Here is a 16,471-nt window from a genome sequence, read left to right on the forward strand (position 1 = left end):
GCGGAAAGGGTGTTCGTCATGGGATTGGTAGGTAATCGGGCTCCCGCTCCGCTCGCGGAGGTGCGCCCGGCGAGTTCCTCATCCGTCGAACTGCTCCGGTGCCTGGACGACCAGGACCCGGAACGGCGCCGGGAGGCCGCGATGGACCTCGCCGGTGTGCCGGAGGTGGTGCCCGACCTGCTGGCCAGGCTCGGACGGGAGGCTGACCACCGGGTCCGGGTCGCGGTGCTGACCACCCTGGCCGCGCAGGACACCGAGCGCGTGGCCGCCGGCCTGGCGGTCCATCTGGCCAGCGACGAGGCCGACCTGCGGACCGCGGTGGCCGAGGCACTGTCCACCATGACCGGCTCGGTGCCGGCGTTGCTGCCCAGCCTGCTCGCGGCGCCGGACCGGGACGTACGGCTCATGACCGTGGTGGTGCTCGCCGGGCTGCCGCAGGCGGCCGCCCAGCCCTGGCTGGTCCAGATGATCTCCGAAGATCCCGATCCGAACGTGGTGGCCGCCGCGATCGGTGCGCTGCTGGAGGGTGCCACCGTGATGCACGCACCGGTCATCGAAGCCGCCGCGCGCCGCTTCCCCAACGACCCGTTCCTGAGCTTCGCGGCCCGGATGAGCCTGCCGCCGCTGGCCGGTACGGCGTGGTGGCGACCATGATCCGAGCCGCCGGGGGCCTGTCCGATGTCGATTTCGGGCGGTTCACCGATTACTTCTACCGGCACACCGGCATCCATTTCACTCCGGCCAAGCGGTACTTCGTCGACAAGCGGATCGACAACTGCGTCCGCAACTCCCGGTACGACACGTTCCCGCACTGGTTCGCCGCGCTCCGGACCAGCGGCAAGCCGGACATGCTGCAGGAACTGATCAACCAGCTCACCGTCAACGAGACCTATTTCCTGCGCGAGGACTATCAGTTCGACGCACTGCTCAGCGCGGTGCTGCCGCGGATCCTGGCGGCCCGGGGCGACCCGGCCCGGATGGCCGGACCCGTGAAGATCCTTTCCCTGCCCTGCTCGACGGGCGAGGAGCCGTACTCGATCGCGCTGCGCCTGCTCGAGGAGTGGGACCAGATCGACCGCGTGGACGTGGAGATCCACGGTGCCGACATCGACAGCGCCGTGCTGGCCAAGGCCGCACACGCCAGCTACGGCGTGCGTGCCCTGCACCGGGTGCCGACGGACTGGTTGACAAGGCACTTCGTCCCGGTCGGTGGCGGCTCCTACCAGGTCGACCAGAGCATCCGCGACGCGATCACCCTGCACCAGATGAACATCTGCGACACCGCGGCGATGCGCGCGTTCCGCGACTTCGACGTGATCTTCTGCCGCAACGTACTGATCTATTTCGACGAGCTGTCCAGCCGCCGGGCCGCCGAGAACCTGTACAGCGCCCTGCGTCCCGGCGGCTATCTCTTCCTCGGGCACTCCGAGTCGATGAGCCGGATCTCACCGATCTTCACTCCGACCCGCTTGCCGGAAGGCATCGTCTACCAACGACCGGCGGGAGCCACGTGATGACCTCAGAATCCGCGCATCCCCGGGTGCTCGTCGTCGACGACGCGGCTACCGTGCGCCTCTATCACGCCTCCCTGCTCAGTGACGCGGGCTTCGAGGTGACCGAGGCGGAGAACGGGCTGGAGGCGGTGGAGGCGGCGCTGGCCAACCGGTTCGACCTGTTCCTGATGGATGTGAACATGCCGAAGATGGACGGTTACACCTGTGTGGAGACGTTGCGCTCGGAGATCGTCGGCACGGCCGCCCCGGTGCTGATGATCAGCACCGAGGACCAACCCGGGGACGCCGATCGCGCGTACCAGGCGGGCGCCAATCTCTACCTGGTCAAACCGGTCGACGCGGAGCGACTGGTCCGGGTCGCCACGATGCTCACCGCCGGAAGGGGACAGGCGGCATGAACCCGCTGCTGGCCCAGTTCCTCGCCGAGGCGAACGATCTGCTCGTCGCGGTCGACGACGGCCTGCTCCAACTGGAGCGCAAACCCGGCGACCCGGAACTGGTGAACGAGGTGTTCCGGGCCGCGCACACCTTCAAAGGGTCGTCCGGGCTCTTCGACTTCCCGGAGCTGACCCGGCTCACCCACGCTGCCGAGGATCTGCTGGACGCGGTGCGCAGCGGCCGGCTGGCGCTGAACTCCGGCATGGCTGACGACCTGTTGGCCACGTTCGACCTGATCCGCGGCTGGCTGGCCCACGTCACCGTGCACGAACGTCTGCCGGCCACGGCCGGACGGGACGCCGCCGGATTGATCACCACGCTGCGGGCGCCGCTGGGCGGCGAGCCGACGGTGCACGAGGAGAAGACCGCACCGGTACGCCCGGTCGACCGGGCGCCCGAGTGGCTCGACGCGCTCGGTGCCGAATGGCTGCTCGATACCGCGAACTGGCTGGCCACCACGTCGGCCACCCTGCGATTCGTCTGCTACCGGCCGGACCAGGACTGCTTCTTCCGGGCCGAGGATCCGCTCCACCTGATCCGGCAGGTGCCCGCCCTGGACAAGCTCGCCGTGGTCCGCCCGGAGGTCTGGCCCTCGACGGAGGAGTACGACGAGTACGTCTGCTTGCTCACCTTCGTGCTCGCCACCCGGGCCGCGGTCGGCGAGCTCGAACACCTCTTCCGCTACGTCCCCGACCAGATCACCATCGTCGAGCTCGACGCCGCCACGATGCGCCGTCATCTGGACGGCGAGGACGAGGCGTCCGCCCCCGAGTTGCGCCAGGATCCCGAGGCTCTGCACGTCGATGCCGAACTGGCCGCCGACGCCCGGGCGGTGCTCACCGCCGCGCACCGCACGCTGACCGTCGGCGAGCCGGTCGGCACCCAGCTGGCCGCCCTGATCGGATCGGTCACCGCGGCGGCCCGGGCCCTCGGCGTGCCGCTGGACCTGACCGATGCCGACTGCGAGGTGGTGAACGCCGCGGTGGAGGGCGTGCTCGGCCGCGCCCCGGTGGAGCCGGCTGTCGAGCCACCAGGGCTTCAGCATCCGGTGACGGTGGCGCTGGCGGTCCCGCCCGCCGCCGAACCGGAACCCGGCGATCAGGCCGGGCGTGCCGACGATCCGGGTGGCCAGGTCGGCACCCGGGTACTCAAGGTCGACCAGGAGAAGGTCGACCGCCTGATGGAGCTGGTCGGCGAGCTGAACGTGGCCAAGAACGGACTGACCTTCCTGGCCGACGCCGCGGAGGAGGAGTTCGGCAGCCGCGTGTTCAGCCGCCGGATCAAGGATCAGTACGCCGGTCTGCACCGGATCGCCGAGGAACTCCAGACGGCCGTGATGGATATCCGGATGCTACCGCTGTCGGTCGCCTTCAGCCGGTTCCCCCGGCTCGTCCGGGATCTGAGCCGGCGACTCGGCAAGACCATCGAGCTGGTCACCGAGGGCGCCGAGACCATGGCCGACAAGGACGTCATCGAAGCGCTCGGTGACCCCCTGGTGCACCTGGTGCGCAACAGCCTGGACCACGGTATCGAGACGCCCGCGGAGCGGATCACCGCCGGCAAGCCGGCAACCGCCCGGCTCACCCTGTCCGCGGTCGCCGACGGTGACGCGGTGCTGGTGGAGGTCTCCGACGACGGTCGCGGCGTGGACCCGGCGCGAGTCCGGCGGAAGGCGTACGAAAAAGGCTTGATCTCCGAGGAGGAACTGGAGTCGCTGAGCGACCGTGAAGCGGTCAACCTGGTGTTCCGGCCGGGATTCTCGACCGCGGACCAGATCTCCGAACTCTCCGGACGGGGCGTCGGGATGGACGCGGTCCGGGCCAGTGTGGAGAAGCTCGGCGGCACCGTCGTCATGAACTCGGTGTTCGGCGCGGGCACCACCACCCGGCTGCGGTTACCGCTCTCCATGGCGGTCACCCAGGTGATGGTGGTCAGCGTGGCCGGGCAGCGGTTCGGCATCCCGGTCGACCTGGTGGTCGAGACGGTCCGGGTGCCGGCCGCCGAGATGGGCCGGGTGCTGCACCAGGACGTGCTGGTGATGCGCGACGAAGTGGTCCCGGTGATCGACCTGGCCGAGACCCTGGAGTTGCCGTGCTCGCCGGACCCGGACCGGGATCGCGCGGTACTCGTGGTGGCGGTGAACGGGCAGCGGATCGGGCTGTCCGTCGAACAGTTCCACCGCGAGGTCGACGTGATCCTGAAACCGTTGGAGGGTCTGCTCGCCTACGCCGACGAGTTCTCCGGCACGGCGTTGCTCGGCGACGGACTGGTGTTGCTGGTGTTGAACATGAGGGAGGTGCTCGGCCTTGCCACTCGAGTTGCATGACGAGAACGCCACCCTGGTCGGTGTGGTGGCCGTCGACGAGGTCGAGCAGTTGGTCGGCTGGCTGCGATCCTGCAGCCGGCCACGGGTCAGCCTGCGCAAGTGCAGCCATCTGCACACCGGCGCACTCCAGGCCCTGATGCTCTTCCAACCGAAGATTTCCGCAGTGCCGAGGGATCCCTTCCTGGCAGCCCAGGTGCTGCCGCTGCTCACCGGGGCCGGCGAGGACACGAGTCGACAGGGGAACGCAGAGAGATGACCACCGTGATGCTCGTCGACGACTCCGCGACCATGCTGATGAGCCTGAAATCGATCCTCACCAAGGCCGGGTACGCGGTGGAGACCGCGGCCCACGGCAAGGAGGCACTGGACAAACTAGGCAAGGGGATCAAACCGAACCTCATCATCAGTGACGTGAACATGCCACAGATGGACGGGATCACCTTCGCCCGTGAGGCGCGCAAGGTGCCGGGCATGCGGTTCGTCCCGATCCTGATGTTGACCACCGAGTCGGAGCAGACCAAGCGGGCCGAGGCGAAGAGCGCCGGAGCCACCGGCTGGCTGGTCAAGCCGGTCGGGCCGGACCAGCTGCTCGGCGTGATCAAACAGGTGCTTCCCGGCGCCTGACCGGTCCGGTCCACCCAACGGAGGTTTCGCATGGCCAGCCTTCTTCACAGGCTTTCCCACCATCCCGTCGAACCGGCGGAGGAGACGATGCGCGCAGACGTGGTGGCCGCGGCACTGGAGCCCGTGCCGCCTTACTGCGACGTGATCGACGGCCATGTGCGGGACGTCATCGAGCAGACCGGTGACGCCGCGTACGCGATCATCGAGCAGATGCTGAAGGTGGACCGGCTCGCGGAGGTGATGTCCGGCGACGTATCCGAACTGGCCGGCACGCTCACCCGCACCGAGAACGAATGGAACGAGGTGCGGGCCTCCAACGATCAGGTGATCGGGCGCCTGATCTCCTACTTCCTGCACCGGGACCAGCAGATCCGGGCTCTGGTGGACGAGATGCGTGATCTGAACCAGCACGTCTCCCAGATCGAGGAGGTCAGCCGCGCGACGAACATCCTGGCGCTGAACGCGTTGATCGAGGCGGTCCGGGCCGGTGACGCCGGTTCGGGTTTCTCGGTCGTCGCCGACGAGGTCCGGAAACTGGCCCGCCGGTCCGCGGAGGCGGCGCAGGGGATCGGCAGCAGCATCCGTGACCTGACTTCCAAGCTGGACGGGGTGCTCTCCGACGCCACCCACTTCGACCAGGGCGAGGATTTCCCGCCGCCGACCGAGGACACCGAGATGACCCGCCGGTTGGACGGCATCGCGGTGGCTCAGCGGGCGACATCACAGATGGTCAGCGGCATCCTGCGTAACAACATCGACGCGGCACAGCAGGTGCGGCAGAGCTCGGACGCGCTGGTCGCGGAGACCACCGGAGCGGTCGGTCATGTGCAGTTCCAGGACATCAGCCGTCAGATGTTGGAACATGTGGCGGATGCCGTCGGTGACGTTCGCCGGGAGGCCGAGGACGTCGTGCACTACGCCCGCGGGGAGATGACCGCCGAGGAGGTCAGGGAACGGACCATCAAGGTCGAGGACCTGCGGGCCAAGCACGTGATGTCGCGCCAGCGGTCCACCCATGCCGGGCAGACCGGCCTGGATACTCACACCGGGACCGAACCGCTGATCGAGCTGTTCTGAGCAGGAAGAGGCACCGCGATGCCTGGCATGGAGGATTACGGCCACGAGCTGCCGACCGAGCAGGACGCCGTGAAGTCCTTCGCGGACCTGGTCGGCCCGGAGATGGCCGACGGGCTGTGGAACCTTGCGGTGCAGTCGCTCGGCCTGCAGCGACCGGTCACCAGCCCGGCCGATCTGCGACGGGTGGCCGAGCACGTGATGGAGGTGGGCGAGCTGAGCCGGGTGGCCGCGCGCTCGCTGAAGGTCCGGCTGATCACGTACGAGGCCCTGGCCCGGACGAGCCCGTCGTGAGAATGCCGGACTACCCGCAGCTGTACGAGCGTGACCGGCTCCGCGAGGTGGCCCGGCTCGGCCTGGACCGGGGCGAGCAGCGGGCGTACCTGACCGGGGTGGTGGAGCGGGTCTCGACCCGGCTCGGCACCCCGTTCGCGATGGTGGACGCCCTGCTCGACGACGCCCAGGTGTTCCTGGCCGGTTGCGGCCCGGTCCCGGACTGGATCGCCGAGGCGGACGGCACCCCGATCGAGTGGGCGTTCTGCACCCCGTTCCTGACCGAGCAGGCCGCCCGCGCCGTCGCCGACTTCACCATCCACCCGGAGCACCGGGACAACCCGCTGGTCACGCTGGAGGGCATGCGGTCATACATCGGCGCCCCGCTGGTCTCCTCCGGCGGCCACGTGGTCGGCGCCCTCTGCGCCCTGGACCTGCGCCGCCGCCAGTTCACCGACCTCGACCTCGAATACCTGACCCGGATGGCCCACGAAACCGTCCGCCGCATCGAAGAACACGCCGACCCGGCCCCCTGATCTCCGATGACGTGCCGGCGTGCCGGTCTCAAGAGCCGTCGGCCCAGAAACGGTTCAGGCGGTTGACGGCCTCGTCCTTCGTCATCGCGGCCAGCTCTGCCTCGGTGAGGCCGACGCGGTGGAGGAGCAGGTGGACGAGTTCGAGGGGGAGTGACTCCTCCGGGGTTTCCGGGATGCCGCGATCCGGTTTGACGCCGTCCTGAACGCAGTCCCAGAACTCGGCGGCCTTGACGTCGAGCTGGTCGCGCAGGATATGGGCCCAGATCCGCGGCCCGTAGGCGGTCCGATCGGCGGGGTGGGAGATCCTGGTGCGCAGGATGCGGCCGTCCCGGAGGCGTAGTTCGTAAGTGATGTGGTGGGTTCCGGTTCGTCCGCGGGCATCGCGGACGTTCTCCCAGCCCTCGACGGTGCAGAACTTCTCGTGCAACTCGCGGGTCGGCTGAGGCCAGGTCATCGCCCGGCTCCGACCAGCCAGTCCCGCAGTTGAGCGTCGTCACTGAGGCAGATCAGCTGGACCAGCCCCCAATTCGCGGCATGGTTGGGCGCGTCGAGCAGGTGGTCCTGCCAATCCTCGGCGTACTCGCGGAGGGCGGCGACCGTTTCGTCGAGAGCCTCGTCGACAGTCGCGCCGTCGGCGGCCACGGGCAGACCGGGAATGAAGACCGACCACCCGCCACCCTCGGCCACGATCTCGGCTTTCGCGGGTGTCACGGCCGCGAGGAAGTACCGCAGGCGCTCCTGATCGACGAAGGCCGTCGTCCGGGAGTCCCGCCGCACCGTCGCCACGCGGCCACGCTCGGCCGCATCCAGCAGAGCCTTCAGGTGAGTCCGGGCTTCTGTGTAGCTTTCGTAGTGAACCGCCGACATCACTCCACCCCCTCCATCGCAAGCGTGCCGCGCCGCGACAAGTACGTCAAGTACGTCAGGTACTTGACGTACGCCCTCTTCGTGGCTCCCTTCGTGGTGGAAGATGGCGGCATGACGTTCTCCCTGCCCATTCCCGCCGAGGCCAACGCGCTGCTGGACCGGAGCTCGCTGGCGGTCCTGCTCGGGCTGGTCCTGGACCAGCAGATCACCATGGAGAAGGCGTTCACCTCGCCGCTCGTGCTGGTGCAGCGGCTGGGTCACGAGCCGACCGCGACCGAGCTGGCCGACTTCGACCCGGCCGCCCTGCTCGAGTTCTTCGCCACCCCGCCGGCCCTGCACCGGTTCCCGAAGGCGATGGCCACCCGGGTCCAGGAGGTCTGCCGGGTGATCGCCGACCGGTACGACGGTGACGTCGCCGCGCTCTGGCGGGACGTGCCGACCGGCGCCGAGCTGTACCAGCGGATCGTCGCGCTGCCCGGTTTCGGCCAGCAGAAGGCGCAGATCTTCGTGGCGCTGCTCGGCAAGCAGTGTGGTGTCCAGCCGACCGGCTGGCGCGAGGCCGCCGGCGGGTACGGCGGCGAGGGCGCGTACCGATCGGTTGCCGACATCGTCGACGACGCCTCGCTGACCAAGGTGCGTGAGTACAAGAAGGCCGCGAAAGCCGAGGCGAAAGCCACCAAGTCCTAGTCCGGGTGGGCACTTCGGCCCGGCCGGTGCGAGGATGGCGGAGTCGAACGGGAGTGCCCTGTGAAGAAGCCGCCCTCGGTGGTCATCACCGACGCCGCGCGCAGCCCCAGCGATCAACTCCGTAGCCGGGAGTTCCGCTACGTGACGATGATGAGCGCCCGGGTCGGCTGCCTGATCCTCGGTGGCGTGCTGGCCAGCCTGAGACCGCCATGGCTGCCGCTCTGGCTGACGCTCTGCGCGGCCGGCATGGTCTTCCTGCCCTGGGCCGCGGTGCTGATCGCCAACGACCGGGCGCCGAAGACCAAGGCCGAGCGGGCCGCCGACGCGGCCGCCCGGGAGCACCAGCGGCAGGAGACGCTCGCCGGACTGTCCGCCACGCCCGAGCCCGTCGCGCCGATCGTCATCGACGCCGAGGTGGTCGAGCCGACCGGCGCCGAGCGGCACCGGCCGGCCTGAGCCGCACCGCCCCGTCTCACGAAGGGCGCGGGCGGGCGCCGATCCACTGGACGGCTGCGGCGCCGAGCACCGCACCGGACCGGAGCGCGGCCACCGGGTCCGCGCCGGACAACCACGCGGTGAGCAGGCCCGCGGCGAAGGCGTCACCGGCGCCGGTCGGATCCTTCACCGGTACGTCCAGCGCCGGCGCCGCACCGGCCGAGCCGTCCCGCCCGGCCCACACCGCGCCACCGGCGCCCTGCTTCACCACCGCGTACCGGACCTGCGCGGTCAGCCGCCCGGCCTGCTCGGCGGCGGTGCCCGGCCCGGCCAGCACGTCGGCCTCGTCGGCGTTGCAGAGCAGCACGTCGCTCTCCCGTACCCAAGCCAGGAACTCCCCGGCCCCGGCGTCGCGCAACGGGGCAGCGGACGCCGCGTCGACGCTCACCGTGAGTCCGTGCCGCCGGGCGGCTGCCAGGGCCGCCAGGCCCGCCGGCCGGGACCCGGCGTGCAGCAGCGGGTACCCGGAGAGGTGCAGGTGGCTGCCGGGCGCCGCGGCCGCGATCACCGCGGTCACGTGCTCCGGGTCGAGCAGCAGGCAGGCGCCCCGATCGGTGATCATGGTGCGTTCGGCGGCGCCGGTGAGCACCACCACGCTGCCGGTGACCGCGCCCGGGCGCACCTGGATCGCGTCACCCACCCCGGCCGCGACCAGCTCGGCCACCCGGTCCCGCCCGGCCTGGTCGTCGCCGACCGCGGCCACCAGGACGGTCGCCTGCCCGGCGTGCGCCAGCCAGGCGGCCGTGTTGGCCGCCTGGCCCCCGCCGCTCACCCGGATGGCGGCGGCGGTGTCGGTGCCCGGCCGGATCGGCCCGTCGTACTCGACCAGCACGTCGGTGACCAGGTCACCGACGACGATCACGGCGCCCATCGATCAGGCCGGCACGGCGAAGCCCACCGGCACGGCCGTCCCGGCGTTCTCGGCCGCCGCGATCCGGGCCGCCAGGGCGGCGTTGCGCAGGATGATCCGGACGTTCACCGCGAGGCTCTGCCCCTCGGTGCTGGAGTGGAAGTGTGCCAGCAGGAACGGGGTGACCGCCTTGCCGGTGACGCCCTCCTCGGCGAGCTTGGCCAGCCCGGAGGCCAGCGTCCGGTCGTGCAGCGCCGGGTCCAGCTGCTCGTCGGCCGGCAGCGGGTTGGCCAGCACCAGGGCGCCGTCGCTGACCTCCTGGTCCCGGCGGGCCCGGATGAAGTCGGCGACCTGCTCCGGCGAGTCGAGCTGCCAGTCCACGTCGAAACCGCCGTCGGTGATGAAGAACCCGGGGAAGCGGCGGGTGGCGTACCCGGCCACCGAGACGCCGAGGGTCTCCAGGCGCTCCAGGGTGGCGCCCACGTCGAGGATCGACTTGACGCCGGCGCAGACCACCACGATCGGGGTCCGGGCCAGCGCGGTCAGGTCGGCGGACTCGTCGAAGGTGAGGTTCGCCTCCCGGTGCACCCCGCCCAGGCCGCCGGTGGCGAACACGCCGATCCCGGCCGCCGCGGCGATCGCGCTGGTGGCGGCGACCGTGGTGGCGCCGTCGGCGCGCCGGGCCGCGGCGATCGCCAGGTCCCGGACCGAGAGCTTGGCGACGTCACCGGCGAGCGCCAGGTGCTCGATCTGGGCGTCGTCCAGCCCGACGACGATCTTTCCGCCGATCATGCCGATGGTGGCCGGTACGGCGCCGTTGTCCCGGACGGTCTGCTCGATCTCCCGGGCGACCCGCAGATTGTCCGGGTGCGGCAGGCCGTGCGAGATGATCGTGCTTTCCAGGGCCACGACGGGCCGGCCGTCCCGGCGCGCACGGGTCACGTGGTCGCCGTAGCTAAGTGCGAAGTCAGTCACGGTGGTTACGGTACGACGCTGGGCTGCTGCGTTGCCGTTGGACCGACCAGGCGTGAGGTGTCAGACTTGTCGGCTGGAGCTTTCCTCCATGTCTTTAGCGATCTCCTGAAGGGCAGATACCCGTGAGCACCCAGATCCTCGAGCGTCCGGAAACCAAGGAAGCCGACACCGGTCCGGAGATGTTCCATTACGTGCGCAAGGAGAAAATCGCGGAGAGTGCCGTGATGGGCACCCACGTGGTCGCGCTCTGCGGCGAGACCTTCCCGGTCACCAAGGTGCCGAAGAAGGGCTCCCCGGTCTGCCCGCAGTGCAAGGAGATCTACGAAGCCATGAAGGCCTGATCCGGGCGTGGCGAGCGGATACCTCCTGCTCGTCGCGGATCTGATCGGGGTGGCGGTGTTCGCCGCCTCCGGCGCCTCGGCCGGCGTAGCGAAGCGCCTCGACCTGTTCGGGGTGGCGTTCGTCGGCTTCGCGGCGGCCCTGGGTGGTGGCATCCTGCGTGACCTGACGATCGGTGCCGTCCCGCCGCTCGCGTTCGCCGACTGGCGGTATGCGACGACCGCGGTGCTCGCCTCGGTCGCGGTCTTCTGGCTGCACCCGCGACTGAACCGGGTGCGGCGTGCGGTGCTGCTCCTGGACGCCGCCGGACTGGGCCTGTTCACCGCGACCGGAACCCTGAAGGCCCTGCACGCCGGTGTCCCGGCGGTCGGCGCGTGCCTGCTCGGCATGCTCACCGCGATCGGCGGCGGCCTGACCCGCGACCTGCTCACCGGGGAGATCCCGGTGGTGCTGCAACGTGACTTCTACGCGATCGTCGCCCTGGGCGGGGCGATTCTCATCACCGTGCTGGATCGCCTCGGCGTCACCGGCCTGGTTCCGCTGGTCACCGCCGCGGGCCTGATGACCGGGGTGCGCCTGCTCGCTCTTTATCGGCGGTGGTCGGCCCCCGTGGCGGTGCCGTAGCCACGATTCGCCTGGCTCCACGGCTATGCTGGGAACTCGCCTCCGCGACCTCGCCGCGGGGGTTTTTCCATGGATGAAGGGATCATCGGAGCTTGAGCCCGACTCTGCCGAACCTGGAGATCTTCCCGCCCCTGCGGGCATGGCAGCGCAAGGCGATGGTGGAGTACCTGCGCCGCCGTTCCGACGACTTCATGGCCGTGGCCACCCCCGGCGCCGGCAAGACCACGTTCGCCCTGCGCCTGGCCGCGGAGATGCTCGTCGACGGCACGATCGACGCGGTCACCGTGGTCTGCCCGACCGAGCACCTGAAGACCCAGTGGTCGCAGGCCGCGGCCCGGATCGGCATCCAGCTCGACCCGCGGTTCAAGAACTCGGAGGTCCACTCGTCGCGGGACTTCCACGGCGCGGTGGTCACATACGCGCAGGTCGGCATGGCGCCCGCGGTGCACAAGCGGCGCACCATCACCCGCCGCACCATGGTCATCCTGGACGAGATCCACCACGCCGGTGACGCGCGGACCTGGGGCGACGGGGTCAAGGACGCGTTCGAGCCGGCGGTCCGCCGGCTGCTGCTCACCGGGACGCCGTTCCGCTCCGACGAGAACCCGATCCCGTTCGTGCAGTACGAGCGGGGCCAGGACGGCCTGCAGCGCTCCAAGGCCGACTCGGTCTACGGCTACGCCGAGGCGCTGCGCGACCGGGTGGTCCGGCCGGTGATGTTCATGGCGTACTCCGGCGAGACCCGGTGGCGCACCAACGCCGGTGACGAACTGGCCGCCCGGCTGGGCGAGCCGATGACCAAGGACTTGATCGCGCAGGCCTGGCGTACCGCCCTGGACCATCGCGGCGAGTGGATGCCGCAGGTGATGCGGGCCGCGCACGCCCGGCTGATGCACGTCCGCAAGAACGGCATGCCGGACGCCGGTGGCCTGGTCATCGCGAGTGACCAGACCGCGGCCCGGGCGTACGCGAAGCTCCTGCACGACCTGACCGGCGAGTCACCGACCGTGGTCCTCTCCGACGACGACGGCGCGTCCGGCCGGATCGCCACGTTCGCGAACTCCGACCAGCAGTGGATGGTCGCGGTCCGGATGGTGTCCGAGGGCGTCGACATCCCGCGCCTGGGCGTCGGGGTCTACGCCACCAGCGCCTCGACGCCGCTCTACTTCGCCCAGGCGATCGGCCGGTTCGTCCGGTCCCGCCGCGACGGCGAGACCGCCACGGTGTTCCTGCCCAGCGTGCCGCACCTGCTCGGGCTGGCCTCCGAGATGGAGGAGCAGCGCAACCACGTCCTGGGCGCGCCGAAGGAGAAGGACGGCCTCGAGGACACGCTGCTGGAGCGCGCGCAGAAGTCCGAGGACGCCCTCGGTGACCTGGAGAAACAGTTCGAGGCGCTCTCCGCCACCGCCGAGCTCGACCAGGTCATCTACGACGGCGCCTCGTTCGGCACCGGCGCGCAGACCGGCACCCAGGAGGAGGCCGACTACCTGGGCCTGCCCGGGCTGCTCACCCCGGACGAGGTGTCGATGCTGCTCAACAAGCGGCAGTCCGAGCAGCTGGCCACCCAGAAGCGCCAGGAGCAGGAGCAGGCCAAGGCCACCCCGGTTGCCGTGGTCCGCGAGGCGGTGGTGCAGATGAGCGCCGGCGAACGCCGCGCGACATTGCGCCGTCAGCTGAACACCCTGGTCGCGGCGCACCACCACCGCACCAATCTGCCGCACGGCAAGATCCACGCCGAGCTGCGCCGGCTGTGCGGCGGTCCGCCGAGCGCCCAGGCCACCATCGAACAGCTCGAAGAGCGAATCGCCACCATCCAAACCCTTTAACCCCATTTTGTACGAATAGCGAGTCCCGTCCGCAGGCTACGAGCCACGTCCCGCCCGTGGGGCCCGCGAGGCCGCGGCCACCCGGGCCGTTCCGCGCGTCGCGGTCCCGCGCCGCTCACCACGCGGGACCGCGGCCACCCCGGACCGCAGCGCGCCTCCCGGTCATCGGCTGGCTCTCGGGGGTGCCTCCGCGCCGCGGAGGCACCCCCGAGGACCAGCCCGGTCCCTTTTCCTCGCATGGCACCGCCGACAGCCGATCAGTCGCCCGGAGGTGATGCTGGTGCGGGAGACCACACAGCACGCGGTACGCCTGCTGGAGCGGGCACAGACCGGCGACGCGGTCGCCGCCCTGGCCGAGGCCGAGGCGGTGCTCCGGTCCGTCACCGGCGACCCCGCCGACGGCCCGGCCTGTATGCACTTCGTCCGGGTGGTGGCACACATCGCCCAGGGCGAGCCGCTCGCCGCCATCGCCGCCGCCGAGCCGATGCTGCAGGCCGCGCGCCGCGAGGGCAGCGCCGGCTGGCAGGCCTGCGCCCTGGCCAGCCGGGCCTGGCAGCGCCTGCGGCTGGGCGAGACGGACACCGCCGAGCACGACGTCGACGGCGTACTGCGCGACCTGGTCGCCGCCGGGATCCTGGCGGCCGGCGAGCCGGACCCGGTCGCCGCGGTCAACTCCCGGGTCGCCATCGCCATCGGCTGGTACGAGCTCCGCCTCTACGAGCTGGTCGTGCCGCAGTTCCGCAGCGCGTACGAGATGAGCCTCGCGGACGGCGAGCAGAACGGCAACCGCGCCATGTGGCTGCTGAACCTCGCCGAGACGCACCTGCGCTGGGCCCTCGAGCTCTACCAGATCAACCGGGTCACCGAGGCGGAGAGCCACACCGCCGAGGCCGAGCGCTACGCCACCCAGGCGGCCCGGGAGGTCTCCGGCGACGACGCGGGCAGCTGGCGGGACAACGCGCTGCTCTACGCGGCCTGTGCCCGCGCGGACCGGCACGACCCGGCCGGCGCCGCCGTGGACATCGCGTTCTACGCGGCCCGGCTCGCGGAGCGGGGCGCCGCCCCGGACGCGCTGGCCACCAGCCGGATCTTCCACGGGGTGGCGCTGCTGCGCTCCGGCCGGCCGGACGAGGCCGTCGAGGTGATGACGCGGGCGGTCGCCGATCTGCGTCCGGACGCCGACTGGCTCGTGGTCGCCGGTACACACCGCACGCAGGCCGTCCTGCTGGCCCACCTGGGCTCCAGCGACGCCCGGACCACCCTCGCCTACGGGGACGGCCTGGCCACCGCTCTGTGGCGCCAGCGGCTGAACACCCTGCACGCCGCCCGCGCCCTCTACGACCTGGAGCTGCTGCGCGTGCAGCACGACCAGGTGGCGCGGGCCGCCGAGCTGGACCCGCTGACCGGCATCGCCAACCGGCGCGCCCTCGACCGGGCCGTGGAGCTGGCCGGGAACACCTCCGGCGCGGACCGGCAGCGGTACGCCGTCCTGGTGATCGACACCGACAAGTTCAAGATGATCAACGACAGTCAGGGGCACGCCGCGGGTGACGTGGCGCTGCGCGCGATCGCGGCGGCGCTGGCCGCGCAGGGCGGCGCCCAGGACCTGGTGGCCCGGCTGGGCGGTGACGAGTTCGCCGCTCTGTTGCCCGGCGCGGACGAGGACGCCGCGGCCGTGGTGGCGTCCCGGATGGTGCTCGCGGTCCGCGCCATCCCGGACTGCATCGCCACGGTCAGCATCGGTGTCGCGGTCGGTGTGGCCGCGGACCTGTCCGACGCGGTGCTGCGGGCCGACGCGGCGATGTACCGGGTCAAGCGGCGCGGCGGCGACGGCGTGGAGTGGGACGACCCGGGTGTCACGGCGCTGGCCGCCTGAATTCACCCTGCAGTACCCCCTGGTCACCCAAAAGGGGCGCCTCGTGGGAGGCGCCCCTTTCAGTCGTCTTCAGTTGTGGGGGACCGCTGCTAGCTGTTAGTTGCTGGAGTTCGACATCAGGTTGGCGCCGCGCCAGGTGAATTCCGGATCGGCGGAGAACTGCACCGCGATCTTCACCAGGTCCTCGGCGTAACGGTTGGCATGGTGGCCACAGAACACCAGCTCGCCACCGCCTGCCAGAGTCAAACGGAGCTTCCCGGCTGCATTGCAGCGGTCGCACCGTTCATCGGCTGCTAGGCCGGCCAGGCTTCCCGCCGGCGGCGTGAGGGTCGGGGTCATCGCCTTCCTCCTCTGTTCGTCACCGATGAACATGTTCCTCGGCTACTGCTCACACATCGTGCAACACCCTGCACCGTTGCAGCCTTCCCAACGTGCCCCGGGGGGACCGAGGTCACACCGGTTCCGACTAGTGTGCCGTGATTCCAGGGTGCCACGTCAACGATCACTTCTGCACAACGGTCTGATCACCACCCGTTGATGTACGGGTGGTGACCAAACGGACACGTAATGTTGACTGAACGACCTAGTCCAGGTAGTCGCGCAGAACCTGCGACCGTGACGGGTGGCGCAGCTTCGACATCGTCTTGGACTCGATCTGGCGGATCCGCTCGCGGGTCACGCCGTACACCTGGCCGATCTCGTCCAGGGTGCGCGGCTGCCCGTCGGTCAGGCCGAACCGCAGCCGGACCACGCCCGCCTCCCGCTCGGAGAGCGTCTGCAGCACCTGCTGGAGCTGGTCCTGCAGCAGCGAGAAGGAGACCGCGTCGACCGCGACGACCGCCTCGGAGTCCTCGATGAAGTCACCGAGCTGGCTGTCGCCCTCGTCGCCGATCGTCTGGTCCAGCGAGATGGGCTCACGCGCGTACTGCTGGATCTCCAGCACCTTCTCCGGCGTGATGTCCATTTCCTTGGCCAGCTCCTCCGGGGTGGGCTCACGGCCCAGGTCCTGGAGCAGCTCGCGCTGGATGCGGCCGAGCTTGTTGATGACCTCGACCATGTGCACCGGGATGCGGATGGTGCGGGCCTGGTCGGCCATGGCGCGGGTGATGGCCTGGCGGATCCACCAGGTGGCGTACGTGGAGAACTT

The 16,471-nt window shown here is 70.5% G+C and carries 21 protein-coding genes (1 of these 21 running past the window's edge); 15 read left to right on the plus strand and 6 right to left on the minus strand.

Going from position 1 to position 16,471, the window contains the following annotated elements; translation table 11 throughout:
- Nucleotides 1-18 precede the first annotated feature (18 nt).
- The 9 genes from ADL15_RS13835 to ADL15_RS13875 all read left to right on the plus strand — a co-directional run bounded on the left by ADL15_RS13835 (nucleotide 19) and on the right by ADL15_RS13875 (nucleotide 6,785).
- A complete protein-coding gene (locus tag ADL15_RS13835) occupies nucleotides 19-654 on the plus strand; it encodes a HEAT repeat domain-containing protein (protein ID WP_067689429.1) in 636 nt (211 codons plus the stop codon).
- A complete protein-coding gene (locus ADL15_RS13840) occupies nucleotides 651-1,514 on the plus strand; it encodes a CheR family methyltransferase (protein WP_067689798.1) in 864 nt (287 codons plus the stop codon). The genes ADL15_RS13835 and ADL15_RS13840 overlap by 4 nt, the downstream gene beginning before the upstream one ends.
- A complete protein-coding gene (locus ADL15_RS13845) occupies nucleotides 1,514-1,912 on the plus strand; it encodes a response regulator (protein WP_067689431.1) in 399 nt (132 codons plus the stop codon). The genes ADL15_RS13840 and ADL15_RS13845 overlap by 1 nt, the downstream gene beginning before the upstream one ends.
- Entirely contained in the window at nucleotides 1,909-4,278 is a 2,370-nt protein-coding gene (locus ADL15_RS13850; protein ID WP_067689433.1) for a chemotaxis protein CheA, read from the plus strand. Before ADL15_RS13845 ends, ADL15_RS13850 begins: the two co-directional genes overlap by 4 nt.
- Nucleotides 4,259-4,534, plus strand: coding sequence for a hypothetical protein (locus tag ADL15_RS13855; RefSeq protein ID WP_067689435.1), 276 nt, complete (start codon nucleotides 4,259-4,261; stop codon nucleotides 4,532-4,534). The genes ADL15_RS13850 and ADL15_RS13855 overlap by 20 nt, the downstream gene beginning before the upstream one ends.
- Nucleotides 4,531-4,902, plus strand: a complete 372-nt coding sequence (locus ADL15_RS13860) for a response regulator (RefSeq protein WP_067689437.1) — start codon at nucleotides 4,531-4,533, stop codon at nucleotides 4,900-4,902. Before ADL15_RS13855 ends, ADL15_RS13860 begins: the two co-directional genes overlap by 4 nt.
- 87 nt (nucleotides 4,903-4,989) lie before the next feature.
- The gene (locus tag ADL15_RS13865; RefSeq protein WP_232344080.1) at nucleotides 4,990-5,979 is read left to right on the plus strand and encodes a methyl-accepting chemotaxis protein; all 990 of its coding nucleotides are present in this window, start codon (nucleotides 4,990-4,992) and stop codon (nucleotides 5,977-5,979) included.
- An 18-nt stretch (nucleotides 5,980-5,997) separates the two neighbouring features.
- Entirely contained in the window at nucleotides 5,998-6,270 is a 273-nt protein-coding gene (locus ADL15_RS13870; RefSeq protein WP_067689442.1) for a hypothetical protein, read from the plus strand.
- A gap of 2 nt (nucleotides 6,271-6,272) precedes the next feature.
- The gene (locus ADL15_RS13875) at nucleotides 6,273-6,785 is read left to right on the plus strand and encodes a GAF domain-containing protein (protein ID WP_067689445.1); all 513 of its coding nucleotides are present in this window, start codon (nucleotides 6,273-6,275) and stop codon (nucleotides 6,783-6,785) included.
- 28 nt (nucleotides 6,786-6,813) lie between these two features.
- Here the strand turns inward: ADL15_RS13875 and ADL15_RS13880 are convergent, their stop codons facing one another.
- Both ADL15_RS13880 and ADL15_RS13885 read right to left on the minus strand, forming a co-directional pair.
- The gene (locus ADL15_RS13880; RefSeq protein WP_067689447.1) at nucleotides 6,814-7,239 is read right to left on the minus strand and encodes a cytotoxic translational repressor of toxin-antitoxin stability system; all 426 of its coding nucleotides are present in this window, start codon (nucleotides 7,237-7,239) and stop codon (nucleotides 6,814-6,816) included.
- Complete coding sequence (locus ADL15_RS13885) at nucleotides 7,236-7,652, minus strand: prevent-host-death protein (protein WP_067689800.1); 417 nt, start codon at nucleotides 7,650-7,652, stop codon at nucleotides 7,236-7,238. The genes ADL15_RS13880 and ADL15_RS13885 overlap by 4 nt, the downstream gene beginning before the upstream one ends.
- Before the next feature lie 111 nt (nucleotides 7,653-7,763).
- Between ADL15_RS13885 and ADL15_RS13890 the strand changes: the two genes are divergently transcribed.
- Both ADL15_RS13890 and ADL15_RS13895 read left to right on the plus strand, forming a co-directional pair.
- Nucleotides 7,764-8,339: an HhH-GPD-type base excision DNA repair protein gene (locus tag ADL15_RS13890; RefSeq protein WP_067689450.1), complete on the plus strand. Its 576-nt coding sequence runs from the start codon at nucleotides 7,764-7,766 to the stop codon at nucleotides 8,337-8,339.
- 60 nt (nucleotides 8,340-8,399) lie between these two features.
- Nucleotides 8,400-8,795 (plus strand): DUF3099 domain-containing protein, encoded by a 396-nt coding sequence (locus ADL15_RS13895; protein WP_067689453.1) that lies wholly within the window; start codon nucleotides 8,400-8,402, stop codon nucleotides 8,793-8,795.
- Nucleotides 8,796-8,811: 16 nt separating this feature from the next.
- Here ADL15_RS13895 and ADL15_RS13900 read toward each other — a convergent pair whose 3' ends face one another.
- Together ADL15_RS13900 and ADL15_RS13905 are read right to left on the minus strand one after the other, a co-directional pair.
- Nucleotides 8,812-9,705 (minus strand): carbohydrate kinase family protein, encoded by an 894-nt coding sequence (locus tag ADL15_RS13900; RefSeq protein WP_067689456.1) that lies wholly within the window; start codon nucleotides 9,703-9,705, stop codon nucleotides 8,812-8,814.
- 3 nt (nucleotides 9,706-9,708) lie between these two features.
- Entirely contained in the window at nucleotides 9,709-10,659 is a 951-nt protein-coding gene (locus ADL15_RS13905; RefSeq protein WP_067689459.1) for a pseudouridine-5'-phosphate glycosidase, read from the minus strand.
- Between the two features lie 116 nt (nucleotides 10,660-10,775).
- Here ADL15_RS13905 and ADL15_RS13910 point away from each other — a divergent pair, with 116 nt between their 5' ends.
- The 4 genes from ADL15_RS13910 to ADL15_RS13925 all read left to right on the plus strand — a co-directional run bounded on the left by ADL15_RS13910 (nucleotide 10,776) and on the right by ADL15_RS13925 (nucleotide 15,324).
- A complete protein-coding gene (locus ADL15_RS13910; protein ID WP_198170770.1) occupies nucleotides 10,776-11,000 on the plus strand; it encodes a DUF3039 domain-containing protein in 225 nt (74 codons plus the stop codon).
- Between the two features lie 7 nt (nucleotides 11,001-11,007).
- Nucleotides 11,008-11,622, plus strand: coding sequence for a trimeric intracellular cation channel family protein (locus ADL15_RS13915; protein WP_067689464.1), 615 nt, complete (start codon nucleotides 11,008-11,010; stop codon nucleotides 11,620-11,622).
- A gap of 92 nt (nucleotides 11,623-11,714) precedes the next feature.
- Nucleotides 11,715-13,448, plus strand: coding sequence for a DEAD/DEAH box helicase (locus ADL15_RS13920; RefSeq protein ID WP_067689466.1), 1,734 nt, complete (start codon nucleotides 11,715-11,717; stop codon nucleotides 13,446-13,448).
- Nucleotides 13,449-13,728: 280 nt separating this feature from the next.
- Nucleotides 13,729-15,324 carry a GGDEF domain-containing protein gene (locus ADL15_RS13925; protein WP_067689803.1) on the plus strand — a complete coding sequence of 532 codons (1,596 nt, stop codon included), beginning with the start codon at nucleotides 13,729-13,731 and terminating at the stop codon, nucleotides 15,322-15,324.
- A gap of 96 nt (nucleotides 15,325-15,420) precedes the next feature.
- On the opposite strand, the gene ADL15_RS13930 is transcribed toward ADL15_RS13925, so the two are convergent.
- Entirely contained in the window at nucleotides 15,421-15,663 is a 243-nt protein-coding gene (locus ADL15_RS13930) for a DUF7455 domain-containing protein (RefSeq protein WP_067689806.1), read from the minus strand.
- Nucleotides 15,664-15,907: 244 nt separating this feature from the next.
- Nucleotides 15,908-16,471, minus strand: partial view of an RNA polymerase sigma factor gene (locus ADL15_RS13935; RefSeq protein WP_067689809.1) — the final stretch only. It continues 990 nt past the right edge of the window; only the last 564 of its 1,554 coding nucleotides appear in the window; its start codon lies off the right edge, out of view; it ends in the stop codon at nucleotides 15,908-15,910.

The sequence above is a fragment of the Actinoplanes awajinensis subsp. mycoplanecinus genome, from assembly GCF_001509495.1.
Lineage (GTDB): Bacteria > Actinomycetota > Actinomycetes > Mycobacteriales > Micromonosporaceae > Actinoplanes > Actinoplanes palleronii.